The organism is Comamonas sp. DB36, from assembly GCF_057914905.1.
Genome location: NZ_CP196631.1, coordinates 4,189,964 through 4,205,663, shown reverse-complemented (window position 1 = coordinate 4,205,663; position 15,700 = coordinate 4,189,964). Strand labels below are relative to the sequence as shown.

Sequence of the window (15,700 nt, the reverse complement as noted above, 5' to 3'; positions counted from 1 at the left end):
GGGAGAGGAGGGGGTCAGGCGGCGACGGTGCATTGCACGCCGGCTTCGGCGAGCAGCGGGACGATGGCCGGCGGCGGCGGGGCGTCGGTGAACAGGCGGTTGATCTGGGCCAGCGTGGCGAGCTGCACCATGGCCTGGCGCTCGAACTTGCTGTGGTCGGCGGCGAGCCAGACTTCGCGCGACTGGGCGATGATGGTCTGGGCGACCTTGACTTCGCGCAGATCGAAATCGCGCAGCGAGCCATCGGCCTCGATCGCCGAGATGCCTATCAGCGCGATGTCGACCTTGAACTGGCGGATGAAATCCACCGCCGCCTCGCCGACGATGCCGCGGTCGCGCGAGCGCACCACGCCACCGGCGACAATCACTTCGCAGTCGGTGTTGCTGCTCAGGATGGCGGCGACGTTGAGGTTGTTGGTGATCACGCGCAGGCCGCGGTGCTGCAGCAGCGCCTGGGCGATGGCTTCGGTGGTGGTGCCGATGTTGAGAATCAGCGAGCAGCCGTTGGGCACGGCCTGGGCGACGGCGCGCGCGATGCGCGCCTTGCCGTCGGCATGCAGTCCCTGGCGCTGGGGGTGGGCCAGATTTTCTACCGTGGCGCTGGGCACGCGCACGCCGCCGTGAAAGCGCACCAGCAGGCCCGCGTCGGCGAGCTTTTGCACGTCGCGGCGCACGGTCTGCAGCGTCACGCCGAGATTGACGGCCAGTTGCTCCACCGTGGCGGACTGCTGCTGGCGCACGGCATCGAGCAACTGGAGTTGGCGGGGGTTGGAGTGGTTCACGCTTCTTCCTGGTGCGAATTTGGCTGTAGGGTAAAAACTAATTTCGAATCAAAACGCGCTCATGTGAACATCTTTTTCACAAAAACGAAACAAAAAGAGCGAAAATTACGCCATTGATTGTGACGCACATTGTTCCCGCTGCTGCCTTATCGTGATGGAGGCTGCAGCGCCTGCGGTCTGCGTTGCCCGATTTTCACCCAATCACGCTGCTAAGCCCGCTTATGACAACTACTTCGCTCCCCCTGGACACGGACCGCGCCGCCTTGCTCGCGCGGTTGGCCGAGCCTTGCGTCTACGACCTGGCGGTCATAGGCGGCGGTGCCACCGGCCTGGGCGTGGCGCTGGACGCGGTGGCGCGGGGCTTCAAGGTGGTGCTGCTCGAGTCGCATGATTTTGCCAAAGGCACATCGTCGCGCGCCACTAAGCTGGTGCACGGCGGCGTGCGCTATCTGGCGCAGGGCAATATCGCGCTGGTGCGCGAAGCCCTGCACGAACGCACGACGCTGTTGCGCAACGCGCCCCACCTCGCGCAGCGCCTGGCCTTCGTCATGCCCTCGTACCGCCTGCTCGACACGCCATTCTATGGCGCGGGTCTGAAGATGTATGACGCGCTGGCCGGCAAGGCCGGCCTGGGCGCCACCGAATTCCTGAGCCGCGACAAGACCGTCTCGCTGCTGCCCACGGCGCGCACCCAGGGCCTCAAGGGCGGCGTCAAATACTGGGACGGCCAGTTCGATGATGCGCGTCTGGCGCTCGCATTGGCGCGTACCGCCGCGGCCAAGGGCGCGCTGCTGGTCAATTACTGCCCGGCCAAGGAGCTGCTGCACGAAGACGGCAAGGTCACGGGCGTGGTCTGCGAGGACTCCGAGACCGGCACGGTCTATCGCGTACACGCCAAGTGCGTGGTGAATGCCACCGGTCCCTGGGTCGATCTGTTCCGCCAGCTCGACGGCAAGGCGCTGGGCCGCGAAGTCAAGCCCATGGTCGCTCCCAGCCAGGGCGTGCACGTGGTCGTGGACCGCGAGTTCCTGCCCACCGACCACGCGCTGCTGATTCCCAAGACCGCCGACGGCCGCGTGCTGTTTGCCGTGCCATGGCTGGGCAAGGTGATCCTGGGCACGACCGACACGCCGCGCAACGATCTGGCGCGCGAGCCCCTGCCTTTCCCCGAGGAAGTCGACTTCATCCTGTCGGAGGCCGGCAAGTACCTGGTGCGCCAGCCCACGCGCAACGATGTGCGCAGCGTCTGGGTCGGCCTGCGTCCGCTGGTCAAGCCCCAGGACGACGACGGCGAGAACACCAAGAAGATCAGCCGCGAGCACACGGTGATGAGCAGCCGCTCGGGCCTGGTCACCGTGACCGGCGGCAAGTGGACCACCTACCGTGCGATGGCCGAGGACGTGCTGCGCGAGTGCTTTGCGACCGGCCAGCTGCCCGAGCGCGCCGGCGGCGTGACGGTGAACCTGCCGCTGGTCGGTGCCCCGGCCGGCGGAACGCCGGCCGTAAACCCGGGGCTCAAGGGCATGAATGCGCCCCAGGGTCTGCACTCGTATGGCACGGAAGCCGCGGCCGTCGCGGCACTGCCCGGCGCCGACGTCTGGCTGGTCGACGGCCTGAGCGAAGCCATGGTGCGCTTTGCGGTGCGCCACGAATATGCGCGCACGGTCGAAGACGTGCTCGCGCGCCGCAGCCGCCTGCTGTTCCTCGATGCCCAGCGTGCCGTGGCGATCGCGCCGCGCGTCGCGGCGCTGATCGAGGAGGAGCTGGGGCGCGACGCGGGATTGACCGCCTTCCAGTCGCTGGCGCGCCAATATTTGCCACAGGGCCAGTGATGTCAAAAATGAGAGCGTCCCGGATTCAAGGGAACAGGGGTGCTCACTTTATGGAACCGGTCTGCAAGGCTGCATAAGCCTTGCAAGCTACTGATTTCATAGCGTTTTCGCAGTCCGCAGAGGTCGCCGCCGGCCTCTGTTGCAATTGCGCCGCACAGGACCGCGCCGCCCCGCAGCTTTGGGCCGGCAAAACGGGCTAAGCGGTTGACGTGCAAAGGAAATTCTGCGAGAATCGAATGCTTCACGTTTAATGCGTGAGGTTTCTGCCCAGCGGGAAGCGTTGCAAAATGGTTTGCGACGTGGACGACGGGCCCAAGACTGACTGGCTGGTCGCAGCCCTTGAGAAGTACTCTGGGGCTGTCCAAGCTGGTGCAAGTTGGGAATATTGAAATGATCCAAACAGAATCTCGGTTAGAGGTTGCCGACAACACCGGCGCTAAGTCCGTCCTGTGCATCAAGGTGCTGGGTGGTTCGAAGCGTCGCTATGCAAGTGTTGGCGACATCATCAAGGTGAGCGTTAAAGAAGCTGCTCCACGTGGCCGCGTCAAAAAAGGCGAGGTTTACAGTGCAGTGGTCGTGCGCACGGCGAAGGGTATTCGCCGCGCTGACGGTTCGCTCGTTAAATTTGACGGCAATGCAGCAGTTCTGCTCAACGCCAAGCTTGAGCCCATCGGCACTCGCATCTTCGGACCCGTGACGCGTGAATTGCGTACCGAAAAGTTCATGAAGATCGTGTCCCTGGCACCTGAAGTTCTCTAAAGGAAAGTGCAATGAACAAGATTCGCAAGGGCGACCAAGTCATCGTGCTGACTGGCCGTGACAAGGGCAAGCAAGGCGTCGTGGCGCTGCGCAAGGACGATTCTTACGTGTTGATCGATGGCATCAACCTCGTGAAGAAGCACGTCAAGCCAAACCCCATGAAGGGCACCACCGGCGGTATCGTGGAAAAGGCTATGCCTATCCACCAATCCAACGTGGCTATTTTCAATGCAGCTACTGGCAAGGCCGACCGCGTGGGCATCAAGCTCAGCGCAGACGGCAAGCGCGTTCGCGTGTACAAGTCCAGCGGCGCTGAAATCAAGGCGGCCTAAGGGGTAAAACATGGCACGACTGCAAAAACTCTATCGCGAAAAAATCGCGGCTGAACTCAAAGAGAAGTTTGGCTACACCTCCACTATGGAAGTGCCCCGTCTGACCAAGATCACCCTGAACATGGGTGTGAGCGAAGCCGTGGCCGACAAGAAGGTGATGGACAACGCTGTGGCTGACCTGACCAAGATTGCTGGTCAAAAGCCCGTGGTGACCAAGGCCAAGAAGGCTATCGCCGGTTTCAAGATCCGTGAAGGCCAGGCAATTGGCTGCATGGTGACCCTGCGTGGCGTTCAGATGTACGAATTCCTGGACCGTTTCGTCACCGTGGCTCTGCCCCGCGTGCGTGACTTCCGTGGTATCTCGGGCCGTTCGTTCGATGGTCGCGGCAACTACAACGTTGGCGTCAAAGAACAGATCATCTTCCCTGAAATTGAGTACGACAAGGTCGACGCACTGCGCGGTCTCAATATCAGCATCACCACGACTGCGAAGAACGACGAAGAGTGCAAGGCACTGCTCGCCGCTTTCCGCTTCCCGTTCAAGAACTGAGGCAAGCGTATGGCAAAAGTAGCATTGATCCAGCGCGAACTGAAGCGCGAAAAGCTGGCAGCCAAGTACGCTGTCAAGTACACCGAGCTGAAGGCCATCGCCGGCGACGCAAAGCGTAGCGACGAAGAGCGTGATGCAGCCCGCCTGGGCCTGCAAAAGCTCCCACGCAACGCCAACCCTACACGTCAACGTAACCGCTGCGCAATCACCGGTCGCCCACGTGGCACGTTCCGCCAATTTGGTCTGGCACGCGCAAAGATCCGTGAACTGGCTTTCGCAGGCGACATCCCCGGTGTCACCAAGGCCAGCTGGTAAGCAAGCAGGAGAGATTAAACATGAGCATGAGTGATCCCATCGCTGACTTGCTGACCCGCATCCGCAATGCACAAATGGTCGCCAAGACCACCGTGACGGCTCCTTCTTCCAAAGTGAAGATCGCCATCGCACAGGTGCTGAAAGATGAAGGCTATATCGACGGTTTCCAAGTGAAAACCGAAGACGGCAAGGCTGAACTCGAAATCACCCTGAAGTACTACGCGGGTCGCCCCGTGATCGAGCGCATCGAGCGCGTGAGCCGTCCCGGCCTGCGCGTGTACAAGGGCCGTGATGCAATTCCACAAGTCATGAATGGCTTGGGCGTGGCAATCGTTACCACCCCCCAAGGCGTGATGACCGATCGTAAAGCGCGTGCTACCGGTGTCGGTGGCGAAGTGCTTTGCTATGTGGCCTAACGTGACATTGAAGGAGAAATACTGAAATGTCTCGCGTAGCAAAAATGCCTGTGACCATCCCCGCTGGCGTGGATGTGTCTATCAATGATGCACAAATCAGTGTCAAGGGCACTGGCGGCACTCTGTCGCTGGCCCAGAACGCACTGGTCACTGTGACCAATGCCGACGGCAAGCTCTCTTTCGAGCCCGCCAACGACTCCCGTGAAGCCAACGCCATGAGTGGTACCCAGCGTCAGCTGGTGAACAACATGGTGACCGGCGTGACCAAGGGTTTCGAGAAGAAGCTGACGCTGGTAGGCGTGGGCTTCAAGGCCGCTGCCTCGGGTTCCAAGCTGAACCTGGCCATCGGTTTCTCGCACCCCGTGAACTTCGAAATGCCCGCTGGCATTACGGTGGCTACCCCGATCCCGACCGAAATCGTGATCAAGGGCGCTGACCGTCAGGTCGTGGGCCAACTGGCCGCTGAGATCCGTGCTGTTCGTCCTCCCGAGCCCTACAAGGGCAAGGGTATCCGCTATGCGGACGAAAAGATCACGATCAAAGAGACCAAGAAGAAATAAGGAGCTGCAATATGTTGACCAAGAAAGAGCAGCGTCTCCGTCGTGCACGTCAGACCCGCATCCGCATTGCACAGCAAGGCGTGGCGCGTTTGAGCGTGAACCGCACGAACCTCCACATCTACGCCAGCGTGATTTCCGGCGACGGCACCACGGTGCTGGCCAGTGCTTCCACTGCAGAAGCCGAAGTGCGCACGTCGCTCGGCGGCTCCGGCAAGGGTGGCAACACTGCTGCGGCAACCCTGATCGGCAAGCGTATTGCTGAAAAGGCAAAGGCTGCCGGTGTCGAGAAGGTTGCATTCGATCGCGCAGGTTTCGCTTACCACGGTCGCGTCAAGGCTTTGGCCGACGCAGCCCGTGAAGCTGGCCTGCAGTTCTAAGCGGAGCGGATAAAAATGGCTAAATTTTCCCCCAAAGTGCAAGACGAAGGTCGTGACGACGGTCTGCGCGAAAAAATGATCGCGGTCAACCGCGTCACCAAGGTTGTGAAGGGCGGTCGTATCCTCGGCTTCGCTGCACTGACCGTGGTTGGCGACGGTGACGGCCGTGTTGGCATGGGCAAGGGCAAGTCGAAAGAAGTGCCTGCTTCCGTGCAAAAGGCGATGGAAGAAGCTCGCCGCAACATGATCAAGGTGTCCCTGAAGAACGGCACGATCCATCACATGGTTAACGGTCACCACGGTGCCGCTTCCGTCATGATGGCTCCCGCTCCCAAGGGTACCGGCATCATCGCCGGCGGCCCGATGCGCGCCGTGTTCGAAGTGTTGGGTATCACGGACATCGTGGCCAAGAGCCATGGTTCCTCCAACCCTTACAACATGGTTCGCGCCACGTTAGACGCCCTGACTCGTTCCACTACCCCCTCGGAAGTGGCATCGAAGCGCGGCAAGTCGGTCGAAGACATCTTCGCCTGATTGGAGTCCACATGACGACGCAACAAACTGTCAAGATTCAACTGGTGCGCAGCCCTATCGGCACCAAGGAATCGCATCGCGCCACCGTTCGCGGCCTGGGTCTGCGCAAGCTCAATAGCATCAGCGAGCTGCAAGACACTCCCGAAGTCCGTGGCATGATCAACAAGATCAGCTATCTGGTCAAGGTCCTCTGAAAGGATTGATGATGGAACTCAATAGCATCAAGCCTGCAGACGGCTCCAAGCACGCCAAGCGCCGCGTTGGTCGCGGTATCGGTTCCGGCCTGGGCAAGACTGCCGGCCGTGGCCACAAGGGTCAAAAATCGCGTTCGGGCGGCTACCACAAGGTAGGCTTCGAAGGCGGTCAAATGCCTCTGCAACGCCGTTTGCCCAAGCGCGGTTTCAAGTCGCATCTGCTGAAGTTCAATGCAGAAGTGACTCTGACTGCTCTCGAGCAACTCGGTCTGGCCGAAGTCGATCTGGCTGCCCTCAAGCAGGCTGGCCTGGTCGGCGAAATCGCCAAAGTCGTGAAGGTCATCAAGAGCGGCGCAATCACCAAGGCTGTCAAGCTGAACGGTATTGCTGCTACAGCGGGTGCCAAGGCAGCTATTGAAGCTGCCGGTGGCAACGTGGCCTGATTAAGTTCTGAAAGAAGACATCCGTGGCTACTAGCGCAGCTCAAATTGCAAAAACCGGAAAATTCGGCGATTTGCGTCGTCGGCTGGTTTTTCTGTTGCTTGCGCTGGTCGTATACCGTATCGGGGCGCATATCCCCGTGCCGGGCATCGACCCAGCGCAGCTGCAGCAGCTGTTCAATGGCCAGCAGGGCGGCATTCTCAATCTGTTCAATATGTTCTCGGGTGGAGCGCTTTCGCGCTTCACGGTGTTCGCACTGGGGATCATGCCGTACATCTCGGCATCGATCATCATGCAACTGATGACCTATGTCGTCCCGACGTTCGAACAGCTGAAAAAAGAAGGTGAATCGGGTCGTCGCAAGATCACCCAGTACACCCGCTACGGCACTTTGGCCTTGGCAATTTTTCAGTCCCTTGGGATTGCAGTGGCTCTGGAAAGCTCGGCAGGGCTGGTGCTCAGCCCAGGTATGGGCTTCCGCCTCACGGCGGTGGTCAGCCTGACCGCTGGCACCATGTTCCTGATGTGGCTCGGTGAACAGATCACTGAACGTGGTCTGGGCAACGGTATCTCGATCCTTATCTTTGCTGGTATTGCCGCAGGCTTGCCCAGCTCGATTGGTGGATTGCTGGAACTGGTGCGCACCGGCGCGATGAGCATTCTGGCTGCGATCTTCATTGTTCTCGTGGTGGCTGGCGTGACGTATTTCGTCGTGTTCGTCGAGCGGGGGCAGCGCAAGATCCTGGTGAACTACGCACGCCGTCAAGTAGGAAACAAGGTTTATGGTGGTCAGTCCTCGCACTTGCCATTGAAGCTGAACATGGCCGGGGTCATCCCTCCCATCTTCGCTTCCTCGATCATCTTGTTGCCTGCCACGGTGGTGAACTGGTTCAGCGCGGGAGAGTCGATGCGTTGGTTGCGTGACATCGCAGGTGCCCTGACCCCAGGTCAGCCGGTCTATGTGATGTTTTATGCAGCGGCCATCATCTTCTTCTGCTTCTTCTACACGGCCCTGGTCTTCAACAGCCGGGAAACAGCCGACAATCTGAAGAAGAGCGGTGCGTTCATTCCGGGCATTCGCCCAGGTGAGCACACGGCACGCTACATCGACAAGATCCTGGTTCGCCTGACCTTGGCTGGCGCGGTTTACATCACGTTTGTCTGTCTGCTGCCCGAGTTCATGATCCTGAAGTACAACGTTCCGTTCTACTTCGGTGGTACATCACTGCTGATCATTGTGGTGGTGACCATGGACTTCATGGCACAGGTGCAGAACTACATGATGTCGCAGCAGTACGAGTCGCTCCTCAAAAAAGCGAACTTCAAGGCTACGCCGGGCACTTGAGAAAAGGTTATGGATGCTCCCGGCGACGCCAGGAGCATCCAGCTCAGAGTTAGTAGATTTGTCCCACGTAGGGACGCCACGAGTTCCGCGCAGAATGGCCGGAACGGATGCAAAGTTTTAGGAGAATGAAATGAGAGTTTCGGCTTCGGTCAAGAAAATCTGCCGCAACTGCAAGATCATCCGCCGCAAGGGTGTGGTGCGTGTGATCTGCACAGACCAGCGCCATAAGCAGCGCCAGGGTTGATTGAAAGTATAGAGGACGCATATGGCACGTATAGCTGGCATTAATATTCCGCCGCATCAGCATGCTGAAATCGGCCTGACCGCTATTTATGGTATCGGTCGTACCCGCGCTCGCAAGATTTGCGAAGCATGCGAAATCGCATATTCCAAGAAGATCAAAGATCTGACGGATGGCGATCTCGAAAAAATCCGTGATGCGATTGCACAGTTCACCATCGAAGGTGACCTGCGTCGCGAAACAACGATGAACATCAAGCGTTTGATGGACATCGGTTGCTATCGCGGTTTCCGTCATCGCCGTGGCCTGCCCATGCGCGGCCAGCGCACTCGCACAAATGCGCGTACTCGCAAGGGTCCGCGTAAGGGTGCAGCGGCTTTGAAGAAATAAAGAGATTGAAAGATCACTATGGCTAAATCTCCCGCAAACAACGCATCGCAGCGCGTTCGCAAGAAGGTTCGCAAGAACATTTCTGACGGTATCGCTCACGTGCATGCGTCGTTCAACAACACGATCATCACCATCACTGACCGCCAGGGCAATGCATTGTCTTGGGCTTCGTCGGGTGGCCAAGGCTTCAAGGGCTCGCGCAAGTCGACGCCTTTCGCAGCTCAAGTGGCTTCCGAAGTTGCTGGTCGTGCAGCGATTGAACAAGGCATCAAGAACGTCGACGTCGAAATCAAGGGCCCCGGTCCTGGTCGCGAATCGTCGGTGCGCGCTCTGGGTGCCCTGGGCATCCGCATCACTTCCATCTCGGACGTGACGCCTGTGCCGCACAACGGCTGCCGCCCTCAAAAGCGTCGTCGTATCTAATTTTTTATAAGCCCACCGCCACCTGCATGGCTATGCCAGGCAGGTGGCTCCCGCAATTGTTTTGCGGCAGATGACACAAGGAAGATCACGTGGCACGTTATATCGGCCCTAAGGCCAAACTTTCCCGCCGTGAAGGCACCGACCTGTTCCTGAAGAGCGCACGTCGCTCGATCGCGGACAAGTCGAAGTTCGACACGAAGCCTGGCCAGCATGGCCGCACTTCTGGCCAACGCACTTCGGACTACGGTCTGCAGCTGCGCGAAAAGCAGAAGGTCAAGCGCATGTACGGCATTCTGGAAAAGCAATTCCGCCGCTACTTCGAAGCTGCTGATGGCAAAAAGGGCAACACGGGTGCAAACCTGCTGACGCTGCTGGAAAGCCGTCTGGACAACGTCGTGTACCGCATGGGCTTCGGCTCCACGCGTGCAGAAGCCCGCCAGCTGGTGTCGCACAAGGCGATCACGGTGAACGGTCAATCGGTGAACATCGCTTCCTACCTGGTCAAGGTCGGTGACGTGGTTGCCGTGCGCGAAAAGTCCAAGAAGCAGGCTCGCATTGTCGAAGCCCTGCAACTGGCTCAGCAAGTGGGCTTCCCCGCTTGGGTGGAAGTCAGCCTGGACAAGGCTGAAGGAACCTTCAAGAAGGCTCCTGACCGTGACGAATTCGGCGCAGACATCAACGAATCCCTGATCGTTGAATTGTATTCGCGTTGATTTTTCCGGCTAATTTTCGCTAAAACCGTCCCTAAACCGCGAGGCATCGCGGTTTAGGCGCTTCACCAGCCTTACCGGTGTAACGAGCCGGGGGTATTGAGAGGAAGTCTGCATGCAAACCAATTTGCTGAAACCCAAGGCAATCAATGTCGAACAACTTGGCCACAACCGTGCCAAGGTCGCACTTGAGCCGTTCGAGCGTGGTTACGGCCACACGCTGGGCAATGCCCTGCGCCGTGTTCTGCTCTCGTCCATGGTGGGTTACGCAGCGACGGAAGTCACGATTGCCGGCGTGCTCCATGAGTACTCCTCGATCGACGGCGTTCAGGAAGATGTGGTCAACATCCTGCTGAACCTCAAGGGCGTGGTGTTCAAGCTGCACAACCGTGACGAAGTCACGCTGAGCCTGCGCAAGGATGGCGAAGGCGTTGTCACTGCACGTGATATCCAGACCCCGCACGATGTCGAAATCGTGAACCCTGATCATGTCATCGCCAACCTGTCGCAAGGCGGCAAGCTGGACATGCAGATCAAGGTCGAAAAGGGCCGTGGCTATGTGCCGGGCAATGTGCGTCGCTATGGCGATGAGTCCACCAAGTCGATCGGCCGCATTGTGCTCGACGCTTCGTTCTCTCCCGTGAAGCGCGTCAGCTACACGGTCGAAAGCGCACGTGTCGAACAGCGTACCGACCTGGACAAGCTCGTGGTCGAAATCGAAACCAACGGTGCCATCACCGCGGAAGACGCAGTGCGCGCTTCGGCGAAGATCCTGGTCGAGCAGCTGGCTGTGTTCGCACAGCTCGAAGGCGGCGATCTGGAAGGCATCACTGGCAGCGCAGCTCCGCGCAACAACGCCAGCTTCGATCCTATCCTGCTGCGTCCTGTGGACGAGCTGGAACTGACGGTGCGTTCGGCCAACTGCTTGAAGGCCGAAAACATCTACTACATCGGCGACCTGATTCAGCGTACCGAGAACGAGCTGCTCAAGACCCCCAACCTGGGTCGCAAGTCGCTCAACGAGATCAAGGAAGTCCTGGCTTCCCGCGGTCTGACGCTGGGCATGAAGCTCGAAAACTGGCCGCCAGCCGGCCTGGACAAGCGTTAAGCTATAATCTGCATCCCGCCTTTTTGGGGTGGGAAGTGCCTCGGGCAGTACCTGATACGGCTGCCCGATTTAATTAAATATCAAGGAAAAAGCACCATGCGCCACGGTCACGGCCTCCGCAAACTCAACCGCACTTCTTCGCACCGCCTGGCGATGCTGCAGAACATGATGAATTCGCTCATTGAGCACGAAGCCATCAAGACCACCGTCCCCAAGGCCAAGGAACTGCGCCGCGTGATCGAGCCCATGATCACCCTGGCCAAGGTCGACACCGTCGCCAACCGCCGCCTGGCTTTCGACCGCCTGCGCGACCGCGACAGCGTCACCAAGCTGTTCAACGTGCTGGGTCCCCTGTTCAACGCCCGTCCCGGCGGCTACACGCGTATCCTGAAGATGGGCTTCCGCGTGGGCGACAACGCCCCCATGGCCTACGTTGAGCTGGTTGAACGCAGCCAAGAAGTGCAAACTTCTGACGCAGCAGCCTAAATCTGCTGTACAATAACTACATACCGCGCGATGGAGCAGTCTGGTAGCTCGTTGGGCTCATAACCCAAAGGTCGGAGGTTCAAATCCTTCTCGCGCAACCAAACATTCAACGCCCACTTTTCAGTGGGCGTTTTTGTTTTTGCGGTCCGCCTGCCGGGCCGCAACCGGTGTTCACCTTCTCTGCGCGCACTTCGCTGCGGCCCTCTGATTGATGACTTCTTCGTTTCCCAGCACCCTCGGCATTGATTTCGGCACCTCCAACTCGGCGATGGCGCTGCGTGTCGGCGCCAACCCGGCCCGCCTGATTCCTCTGGAAGGCGAGATGCTGGCCATGCCCACGGCCCTGTTTTTTCACGCCGAGGAACTGAGCACCCATTACGGCCGCGACGCCATGGCCCAGTACCTCGAAGGCGAGGAGGGGCGGCTGATGCGCTCGCTCAAGAGCCTGCTGGGCAGCGCGCTGCTGCAGGACAAGACCGTGGTGCACGGCAATCTGGTGAGCTACCAGGACATCATTGCGCTGTTTCTGCGCCATCTGGCCAACCGCGCCCAGAAGGAGCTGGGCCAGATGCCCGAGCGCGTGGTGCTGGGCCGGCCGGTGCATTTCGTCGATGACGACCCCGAGCGCGACGCGCTGGCCGAAGGCGCGCTGCGCGAAGCCGCGCACCGCGCGGGCTTTGCCGAAGTGCAGTTCCAGCTCGAACCGATTGCCGCGGCGCTCGACTATGAGCAGCGCCTGGACCGTGAATCGGTGGTGCTGGTGGTCGACATAGGCGGTGGTACTTCCGACTTCACCGTCGTGCGCCTGGGGCCGGAGCGCATCGCGCACCCGGACCGCAGCGTCGACGTGCTGGCGACCACGGGCGTGCACATCGGCGGTACCGACTTCGACCAGCGGCTCAATCTCGAACTGCTGCAGCCGCTGCTGGGCCTGCGCCACCACGGCAAGAGCGGGCGCGAAGTGCCCAGCCGCGTGTTCTTCGATCTGTCGACCTGGCATCTGATCCAGTGGCTGTACACCGCCAAGGCGGTGCGCGAGGCGCAGAACCTGCGCACCGACTACCAGGACGAGCGCCTGCATGCGCGGCTGATGACGGTGCTCGAAGAGCGCCTGGGCCACCGCCTGGCCAACACTATGGAGCAGGGCAAGATCGCGGTGTCGCAAAGCGGCGCGGCCCAGACCCTGGACCTGGGCTGGCTCGAGAACCAGCTGCAGGCTCAGGCCACGCCCGAGCTGCTGGACCTGCATCTGCAGCCTGCGCTGACGCGCGTGGTCGCCTGCGCCCAGGAATGCCTGCGTCGCGCGGGCGTGCAGGCCCGGGAGCTCGATGCGATTTATCTCACGGGCGGCTCCTCTGCGCTGCGTCCTCTGCGCAGCGCGCTGCGCGCGGCATTTCCGCAGACGGAGCAGGTCGAAGGCGATCTGTTTGGCGGCGTTGCCTCGGGCCTGGCCTATACGCAGGGCTGACAGCGCCGGCGCGCCCTGTCATGGCCTGATGTCGCGCACCAGGCGTATGCCGACCAGCGTATAGCGGGTCTGCGGCGTGTTCCAGTTGCGGTAGGCGCAGCGCGCATACAGGGGCCATGTATGCCATGAGCCGCCGCGGCGCACGCGCACGCTGCCTTCGGCCGGGCCTGGCGGATCGCTGGCCGGGGCCTCGGCGTAGTAGGTCGATGCATGCCAGTCTGCGACCCATTCCCAGGCGTTGCCCAGCATGTCGTGCAGGCCGAAGGCATTGGGCGCATGGCTGCCTACAGGCGCGGTGAACGCATGGCCGTCGTTGCCGGCGAGCGCATGCTGGCGCCAGCGCGGCCAGAACGCGGCCGCGCTCTGGTCGAAGGTGTTGGCCGTGCGCACCAGCCCTTGCGGGTCGTCGCCGTGCGGATAGCGGGTACGGGTGCCCGCGCGGCAGGCGTATTCCCATTGCGCTTCGGTCGGCAGACGGTATTGATGGCCTTCGCTGCGACTGAGCCATGCGGCCAGCGCCTGGGCGTCTTTCCAGGTGACGTTGACGACCGGGTGGTCATCACCTTGGGCAAAGCCGGGATTGCGCCAGGAATAGCGCGGATCGCGGCCTTCGAAGGCGTCGCCGCGCGCGCTGCTCGCGGGGTCGTAGGCCGGGTTGTAGCCATAGCCGCCTGTGCCGTCGGCTTCGGATTCGGGGCGGTAGCCCGAGGCCTCGATGAAGCGGCGGAACTGCCCCACGGTGACTTCGTGCTGGCCCAGGTAGAAGTCGTGGCTGATGCGCACCGCGTGCACCGGCGCTTCGTCGGCGAGCGCCTCGAAGCGCTGGCGTTCAAGCAGGGGAAAGTCGCGCGCCAGCGCTTCGGGGTCTTCGGCGCTGCCCATGGCAAAGCTGCCGGCGGGAATGCGCACGAATGCCATGCCCAGCGAGTTGCGCCATACGGCGATGTCCCCGGGAACAGGCTGCTGTGCCGTGGCGGCGCTGGCCAGCAGCGCAAGAACGCAGGCGAAGGCGGGCGCGAAATCGGTCATGCTGCATCTCCCGAAGAGGCCATGGCGGCCTGGACAGCAGTGTAGATGGGCCGGGCGCGCGCTGCCGTTCAGTCTTCGTCGGCGTCTGCGCGCTTGATCTGCAGCGCCGCGTCATAGAGGGCGTTGCGCGCCGCGCCCGTGATGTCGGCGGCCAGCCGTACCGCGACCTTGGTCGGCAGTTCGGCCAGCAGCAGGCGCAGCACGCGCAGGCCTTCGCCGCTGTCTTCCTGCAGCGCGACGGGATGCAGCACGACCACGAATTCACCGCGCGAGCGCTGCGGCGAGCCTTCGAGCCAGGCGGGCAGCTGGTCCGCGGGCTGGGTCACGATTTCCTCGAACTGCTTGGTGATTTCGCGCGCCAGCGTGACGTTGCGTGCACCCAGCACGGCCAGCGCCTGGGCCAGCTCGCCTATGCGGTGCGGCGCTTCGAGCAGCACGCAGCAGCGCGCTTCGAGGCCCAGTTGCTGCACCTGCGTTGCACGCTCGGCCTGCTTGCTGGCAAGAAAGCCCGCAAACAGAAAACCGCTGCTGGCCTGCGACGGCGCGACCGCGCCGGCGACGCTCAGCGCGGCCGTGATGCTGCTCGCGCCGGGCAGGGGAATGGTGCGCAGGCCCGCGGCCTGGACGGCTGCGGCCAGGCGCGCGCCGGGATCGCTGACGCCGGGCGTGCCCGCGTCGCTCACGTAAGCGATGCGCTGACCCTGCTGCAGGCGTGCGATCACCTGTTGCGCGGCTTCGGCTTCGTTATGCTGGTGCAGGGCCAGCAGCTGGCTGCCGGGGCGCTCCAGGCCGTAGGAGCGCAGCAGGCCCTGGGTATGGCGCGTGTCCTCGCAGGCAACGGTGTCGACGATCTGCAGCACATGCAGCGCGCGCAGGCTGATGTCGGCCAGATTGCCGATCGGGGTGGCGACCACATACAGGGCGCCTTGCGGATAGTGTTGCGCCGAGGCTGCGTCGTGGGCAGCGCTCAGCGCAGAGGCGAAAGAGGCACTCAATGGGTTTCCTTAAAAATCCGGGCGCAGCGGGCGCGGCGCCGTCAACCACGCGGCAACTGGGCCAGGCCGCGGAAGACCAGGCACTGCGCTGTCTGCAGGCCGCGGGTCTGCGGCTGGTGGAGCGCAATTATCGGACGCCCGGGCGTGGCGGTGGCGAGATTGACCTCATCATGCGCGATGCCGCAGGCACGCTGGTGTTTGTCGAGGTACGCCGGCGTCGCCACGCGGACTACGGCGGCGCCGGCGCCAGCATAGGCAGGACCAAGCAGGCCCGTATTGTGTGCGCGGCCCGGCATTATCTGCAACGCTGGTCGTCGCCGCCGCCTTGCCGCTTCGATGTGGTGCTGCTCGAGGCCGACGGCCTGCAATGGCTGCGCGCAGCCTTTGACGGAAACGAGCGGTAACCGTGGGAT

The 15,700-nt window shown here is 61.5% G+C and carries 23 protein-coding genes and 1 tRNA gene; 21 read left to right on the top strand and 3 right to left on the bottom strand.

What is annotated here, in order from left to right; translation table 11 throughout:
• Window positions 1-14 precede the first annotated feature (14 nt).
• Complete coding sequence (locus tag ACSVDO_RS19685; RefSeq protein WP_332538239.1) at window positions 15-782, bottom strand: DeoR/GlpR family DNA-binding transcription regulator; 768 nt, start codon at window positions 780-782, stop codon at window positions 15-17.
• Between the two features lie 221 nt (window positions 783-1,003).
• On the opposite strand from ACSVDO_RS19685, the gene ACSVDO_RS19680 reads away from it, so the two are divergent.
• The 20 genes from ACSVDO_RS19680 (at window position 1,004) to ACSVDO_RS19585 (ending at window position 13,263) form a co-directional block, all read left to right on the top strand.
• The gene (locus tag ACSVDO_RS19680) at window positions 1,004-2,614 is read left to right on the top strand and encodes a glycerol-3-phosphate dehydrogenase/oxidase (RefSeq protein WP_489594176.1); all 1,611 of its coding nucleotides are present in this window, start codon (window positions 1,004-1,006) and stop codon (window positions 2,612-2,614) included.
• 390 nt (window positions 2,615-3,004) lie between these two features.
• Window positions 3,005-3,373, top strand: a complete 369-nt coding sequence (gene rplN, locus ACSVDO_RS19675; protein ID WP_119558617.1) for a 50S ribosomal protein L14 — start codon at window positions 3,005-3,007, stop codon at window positions 3,371-3,373.
• An 11-nt stretch (window positions 3,374-3,384) separates the two neighbouring features.
• The gene (rplX, locus tag ACSVDO_RS19670) at window positions 3,385-3,705 is read left to right on the top strand and encodes a 50S ribosomal protein L24 (protein ID WP_119558616.1); all 321 of its coding nucleotides are present in this window, start codon (window positions 3,385-3,387) and stop codon (window positions 3,703-3,705) included.
• Between the two features lie 10 nt (window positions 3,706-3,715).
• Entirely contained in the window at window positions 3,716-4,255 is a 540-nt protein-coding gene (gene rplE, locus ACSVDO_RS19665; protein ID WP_159911542.1) for a 50S ribosomal protein L5, read from the top strand.
• A gap of 9 nt (window positions 4,256-4,264) precedes the next feature.
• Window positions 4,265-4,570 (top strand): 30S ribosomal protein S14, encoded by a 306-nt coding sequence (gene rpsN, locus ACSVDO_RS19660; RefSeq protein WP_159911543.1) that lies wholly within the window; start codon window positions 4,265-4,267, stop codon window positions 4,568-4,570.
• Window positions 4,571-4,590: 20 nt separating this feature from the next.
• Window positions 4,591-4,986, top strand: a complete 396-nt coding sequence (rpsH, locus tag ACSVDO_RS19655; protein WP_159911544.1) for a 30S ribosomal protein S8 — start codon at window positions 4,591-4,593, stop codon at window positions 4,984-4,986.
• 26 nt (window positions 4,987-5,012) lie between these two features.
• Window positions 5,013-5,546, top strand: coding sequence for a 50S ribosomal protein L6 (rplF, locus tag ACSVDO_RS19650; RefSeq protein WP_159911545.1), 534 nt, complete (start codon window positions 5,013-5,015; stop codon window positions 5,544-5,546).
• An 11-nt stretch (window positions 5,547-5,557) separates the two neighbouring features.
• Window positions 5,558-5,923 (top strand): 50S ribosomal protein L18, encoded by a 366-nt coding sequence (gene rplR, locus ACSVDO_RS19645; protein WP_332538235.1) that lies wholly within the window; start codon window positions 5,558-5,560, stop codon window positions 5,921-5,923.
• 15 nt (window positions 5,924-5,938) lie between these two features.
• Complete coding sequence (gene rpsE / locus ACSVDO_RS19640; protein ID WP_119558610.1) at window positions 5,939-6,457, top strand: 30S ribosomal protein S5; 519 nt, start codon at window positions 5,939-5,941, stop codon at window positions 6,455-6,457.
• An 11-nt stretch (window positions 6,458-6,468) separates the two neighbouring features.
• The gene (gene rpmD, locus ACSVDO_RS19635) at window positions 6,469-6,651 is read left to right on the top strand and encodes a 50S ribosomal protein L30 (RefSeq protein WP_119558609.1); all 183 of its coding nucleotides are present in this window, start codon (window positions 6,469-6,471) and stop codon (window positions 6,649-6,651) included.
• 11 nt (window positions 6,652-6,662) lie between these two features.
• Window positions 6,663-7,094, top strand: coding sequence for a 50S ribosomal protein L15 (gene rplO / locus ACSVDO_RS19630; protein WP_159911547.1), 432 nt, complete (start codon window positions 6,663-6,665; stop codon window positions 7,092-7,094).
• Between the two features lie 23 nt (window positions 7,095-7,117).
• A complete protein-coding gene (gene secY / locus ACSVDO_RS19625) occupies window positions 7,118-8,437 on the top strand; it encodes a preprotein translocase subunit SecY (RefSeq protein WP_213299574.1) in 1,320 nt (439 codons plus the stop codon).
• Window positions 8,438-8,567: 130 nt separating this feature from the next.
• The gene (rpmJ, locus tag ACSVDO_RS19620; protein ID WP_003050535.1) at window positions 8,568-8,681 is read left to right on the top strand and encodes a 50S ribosomal protein L36; all 114 of its coding nucleotides are present in this window, start codon (window positions 8,568-8,570) and stop codon (window positions 8,679-8,681) included.
• Window positions 8,682-8,702: 21 nt separating this feature from the next.
• Entirely contained in the window at window positions 8,703-9,068 is a 366-nt protein-coding gene (gene rpsM, locus ACSVDO_RS19615) for a 30S ribosomal protein S13 (RefSeq protein ID WP_159911549.1), read from the top strand.
• 18 nt (window positions 9,069-9,086) lie between these two features.
• The gene (gene rpsK, locus ACSVDO_RS19610) at window positions 9,087-9,491 is read left to right on the top strand and encodes a 30S ribosomal protein S11 (protein ID WP_159911550.1); all 405 of its coding nucleotides are present in this window, start codon (window positions 9,087-9,089) and stop codon (window positions 9,489-9,491) included.
• 89 nt (window positions 9,492-9,580) lie between these two features.
• A complete protein-coding gene (gene rpsD, locus ACSVDO_RS19605) occupies window positions 9,581-10,204 on the top strand; it encodes a 30S ribosomal protein S4 (protein WP_332538234.1) in 624 nt (207 codons plus the stop codon).
• A gap of 112 nt (window positions 10,205-10,316) precedes the next feature.
• Window positions 10,317-11,309, top strand: a complete 993-nt coding sequence (locus tag ACSVDO_RS19600; protein ID WP_159911552.1) for a DNA-directed RNA polymerase subunit alpha — start codon at window positions 10,317-10,319, stop codon at window positions 11,307-11,309.
• Window positions 11,310-11,405: 96 nt separating this feature from the next.
• Window positions 11,406-11,795, top strand: a complete 390-nt coding sequence (gene rplQ / locus ACSVDO_RS19595; RefSeq protein ID WP_332540008.1) for a 50S ribosomal protein L17 — start codon at window positions 11,406-11,408, stop codon at window positions 11,793-11,795.
• Between the two features lie 24 nt (window positions 11,796-11,819).
• Window positions 11,820-11,896: transfer RNA gene (locus ACSVDO_RS19590), tRNA-Met, on the top strand.
• 110 nt (window positions 11,897-12,006) lie between these two features.
• Window positions 12,007-13,263, top strand: coding sequence for an Hsp70 family protein (locus ACSVDO_RS19585; protein WP_489594169.1), 1,257 nt, complete (start codon window positions 12,007-12,009; stop codon window positions 13,261-13,263).
• 18 nt (window positions 13,264-13,281) lie between these two features.
• On the opposite strand, the gene ACSVDO_RS19580 is transcribed toward ACSVDO_RS19585, so the two are convergent.
• Together ACSVDO_RS19580 and rsmI are read right to left on the bottom strand one after the other, a co-directional pair.
• A complete protein-coding gene (locus ACSVDO_RS19580; protein WP_489594168.1) occupies window positions 13,282-14,292 on the bottom strand; it encodes a formylglycine-generating enzyme family protein in 1,011 nt (336 codons plus the stop codon).
• A gap of 68 nt (window positions 14,293-14,360) precedes the next feature.
• Window positions 14,361-15,287 (bottom strand): 16S rRNA (cytidine(1402)-2'-O)-methyltransferase, encoded by a 927-nt coding sequence (gene rsmI / locus ACSVDO_RS19575; RefSeq protein WP_332682070.1) that lies wholly within the window; start codon window positions 15,285-15,287, stop codon window positions 14,361-14,363.
• Between rsmI and ACSVDO_RS19570 the strand changes: the two genes are divergently transcribed.
• Window positions 15,287-15,691, top strand: a complete 405-nt coding sequence (locus ACSVDO_RS19570) for a YraN family protein (RefSeq protein ID WP_489594167.1) — start codon at window positions 15,287-15,289, stop codon at window positions 15,689-15,691. The genes rsmI and ACSVDO_RS19570 overlap by 1 nt on opposite strands.
• Window positions 15,692-15,700 lie beyond the last annotated feature (9 nt).

Excerpts from the sequence above, each read along its gene's own strand:
- ACSVDO_RS19680 (WP_489594176.1), top strand. The coding sequence starts at position 1,004 with ATGACAACTACTTCGCTCCCCCTGGACACGGACCGCGCCGCCTTGCTC.
- rplN (WP_119558617.1), top strand. The coding sequence starts at position 3,005 with ATGATCCAAACAGAATCTCGGTTAGAGGTTGCCGACAACACCGGCGCT.
- rplX (WP_119558616.1), top strand. The coding sequence starts at position 3,385 with ATGAACAAGATTCGCAAGGGCGACCAAGTCATCGTGCTGACTGGCCGT.
- rplE (WP_159911542.1), top strand. The coding sequence starts at position 3,716 with ATGGCACGACTGCAAAAACTCTATCGCGAAAAAATCGCGGCTGAACTC.
- rpsN (WP_159911543.1), top strand. The coding sequence starts at position 4,265 with ATGGCAAAAGTAGCATTGATCCAGCGCGAACTGAAGCGCGAAAAGCTG.
- rpsH (WP_159911544.1), top strand. The coding sequence starts at position 4,591 with ATGAGCATGAGTGATCCCATCGCTGACTTGCTGACCCGCATCCGCAAT.
- rplF (WP_159911545.1), top strand. The coding sequence starts at position 5,013 with ATGTCTCGCGTAGCAAAAATGCCTGTGACCATCCCCGCTGGCGTGGAT.
- rplR (WP_332538235.1), top strand. The coding sequence starts at position 5,558 with ATGTTGACCAAGAAAGAGCAGCGTCTCCGTCGTGCACGTCAGACCCGC.
- rpsE (WP_119558610.1), top strand. The coding sequence starts at position 5,939 with ATGGCTAAATTTTCCCCCAAAGTGCAAGACGAAGGTCGTGACGACGGT.
- rpmD (WP_119558609.1), top strand. The coding sequence starts at position 6,469 with ATGACGACGCAACAAACTGTCAAGATTCAACTGGTGCGCAGCCCTATC.
- rplO (WP_159911547.1), top strand. The coding sequence starts at position 6,663 with ATGGAACTCAATAGCATCAAGCCTGCAGACGGCTCCAAGCACGCCAAG.
- rpmJ (WP_003050535.1), top strand. The coding sequence starts at position 8,568 with ATGAGAGTTTCGGCTTCGGTCAAGAAAATCTGCCGCAACTGCAAGATC.
- rpsM (WP_159911549.1), top strand. The coding sequence starts at position 8,703 with ATGGCACGTATAGCTGGCATTAATATTCCGCCGCATCAGCATGCTGAA.
- rpsK (WP_159911550.1), top strand. The coding sequence starts at position 9,087 with ATGGCTAAATCTCCCGCAAACAACGCATCGCAGCGCGTTCGCAAGAAG.
- ACSVDO_RS19600 (WP_159911552.1), top strand. The coding sequence starts at position 10,317 with ATGCAAACCAATTTGCTGAAACCCAAGGCAATCAATGTCGAACAACTT.
- rplQ (WP_332540008.1), top strand. The coding sequence starts at position 11,406 with ATGCGCCACGGTCACGGCCTCCGCAAACTCAACCGCACTTCTTCGCAC.
- ACSVDO_RS19585 (WP_489594169.1), top strand. The coding sequence starts at position 12,007 with ATGACTTCTTCGTTTCCCAGCACCCTCGGCATTGATTTCGGCACCTCC.
- ACSVDO_RS19580 (WP_489594168.1), bottom strand. The coding sequence starts at position 14,292 with ATGACCGATTTCGCGCCCGCCTTCGCCTGCGTTCTTGCGCTGCTGGCC.
- ACSVDO_RS19570 (WP_489594167.1), top strand. The coding sequence starts at position 15,287 with ATGGGTTTCCTTAAAAATCCGGGCGCAGCGGGCGCGGCGCCGTCAACC.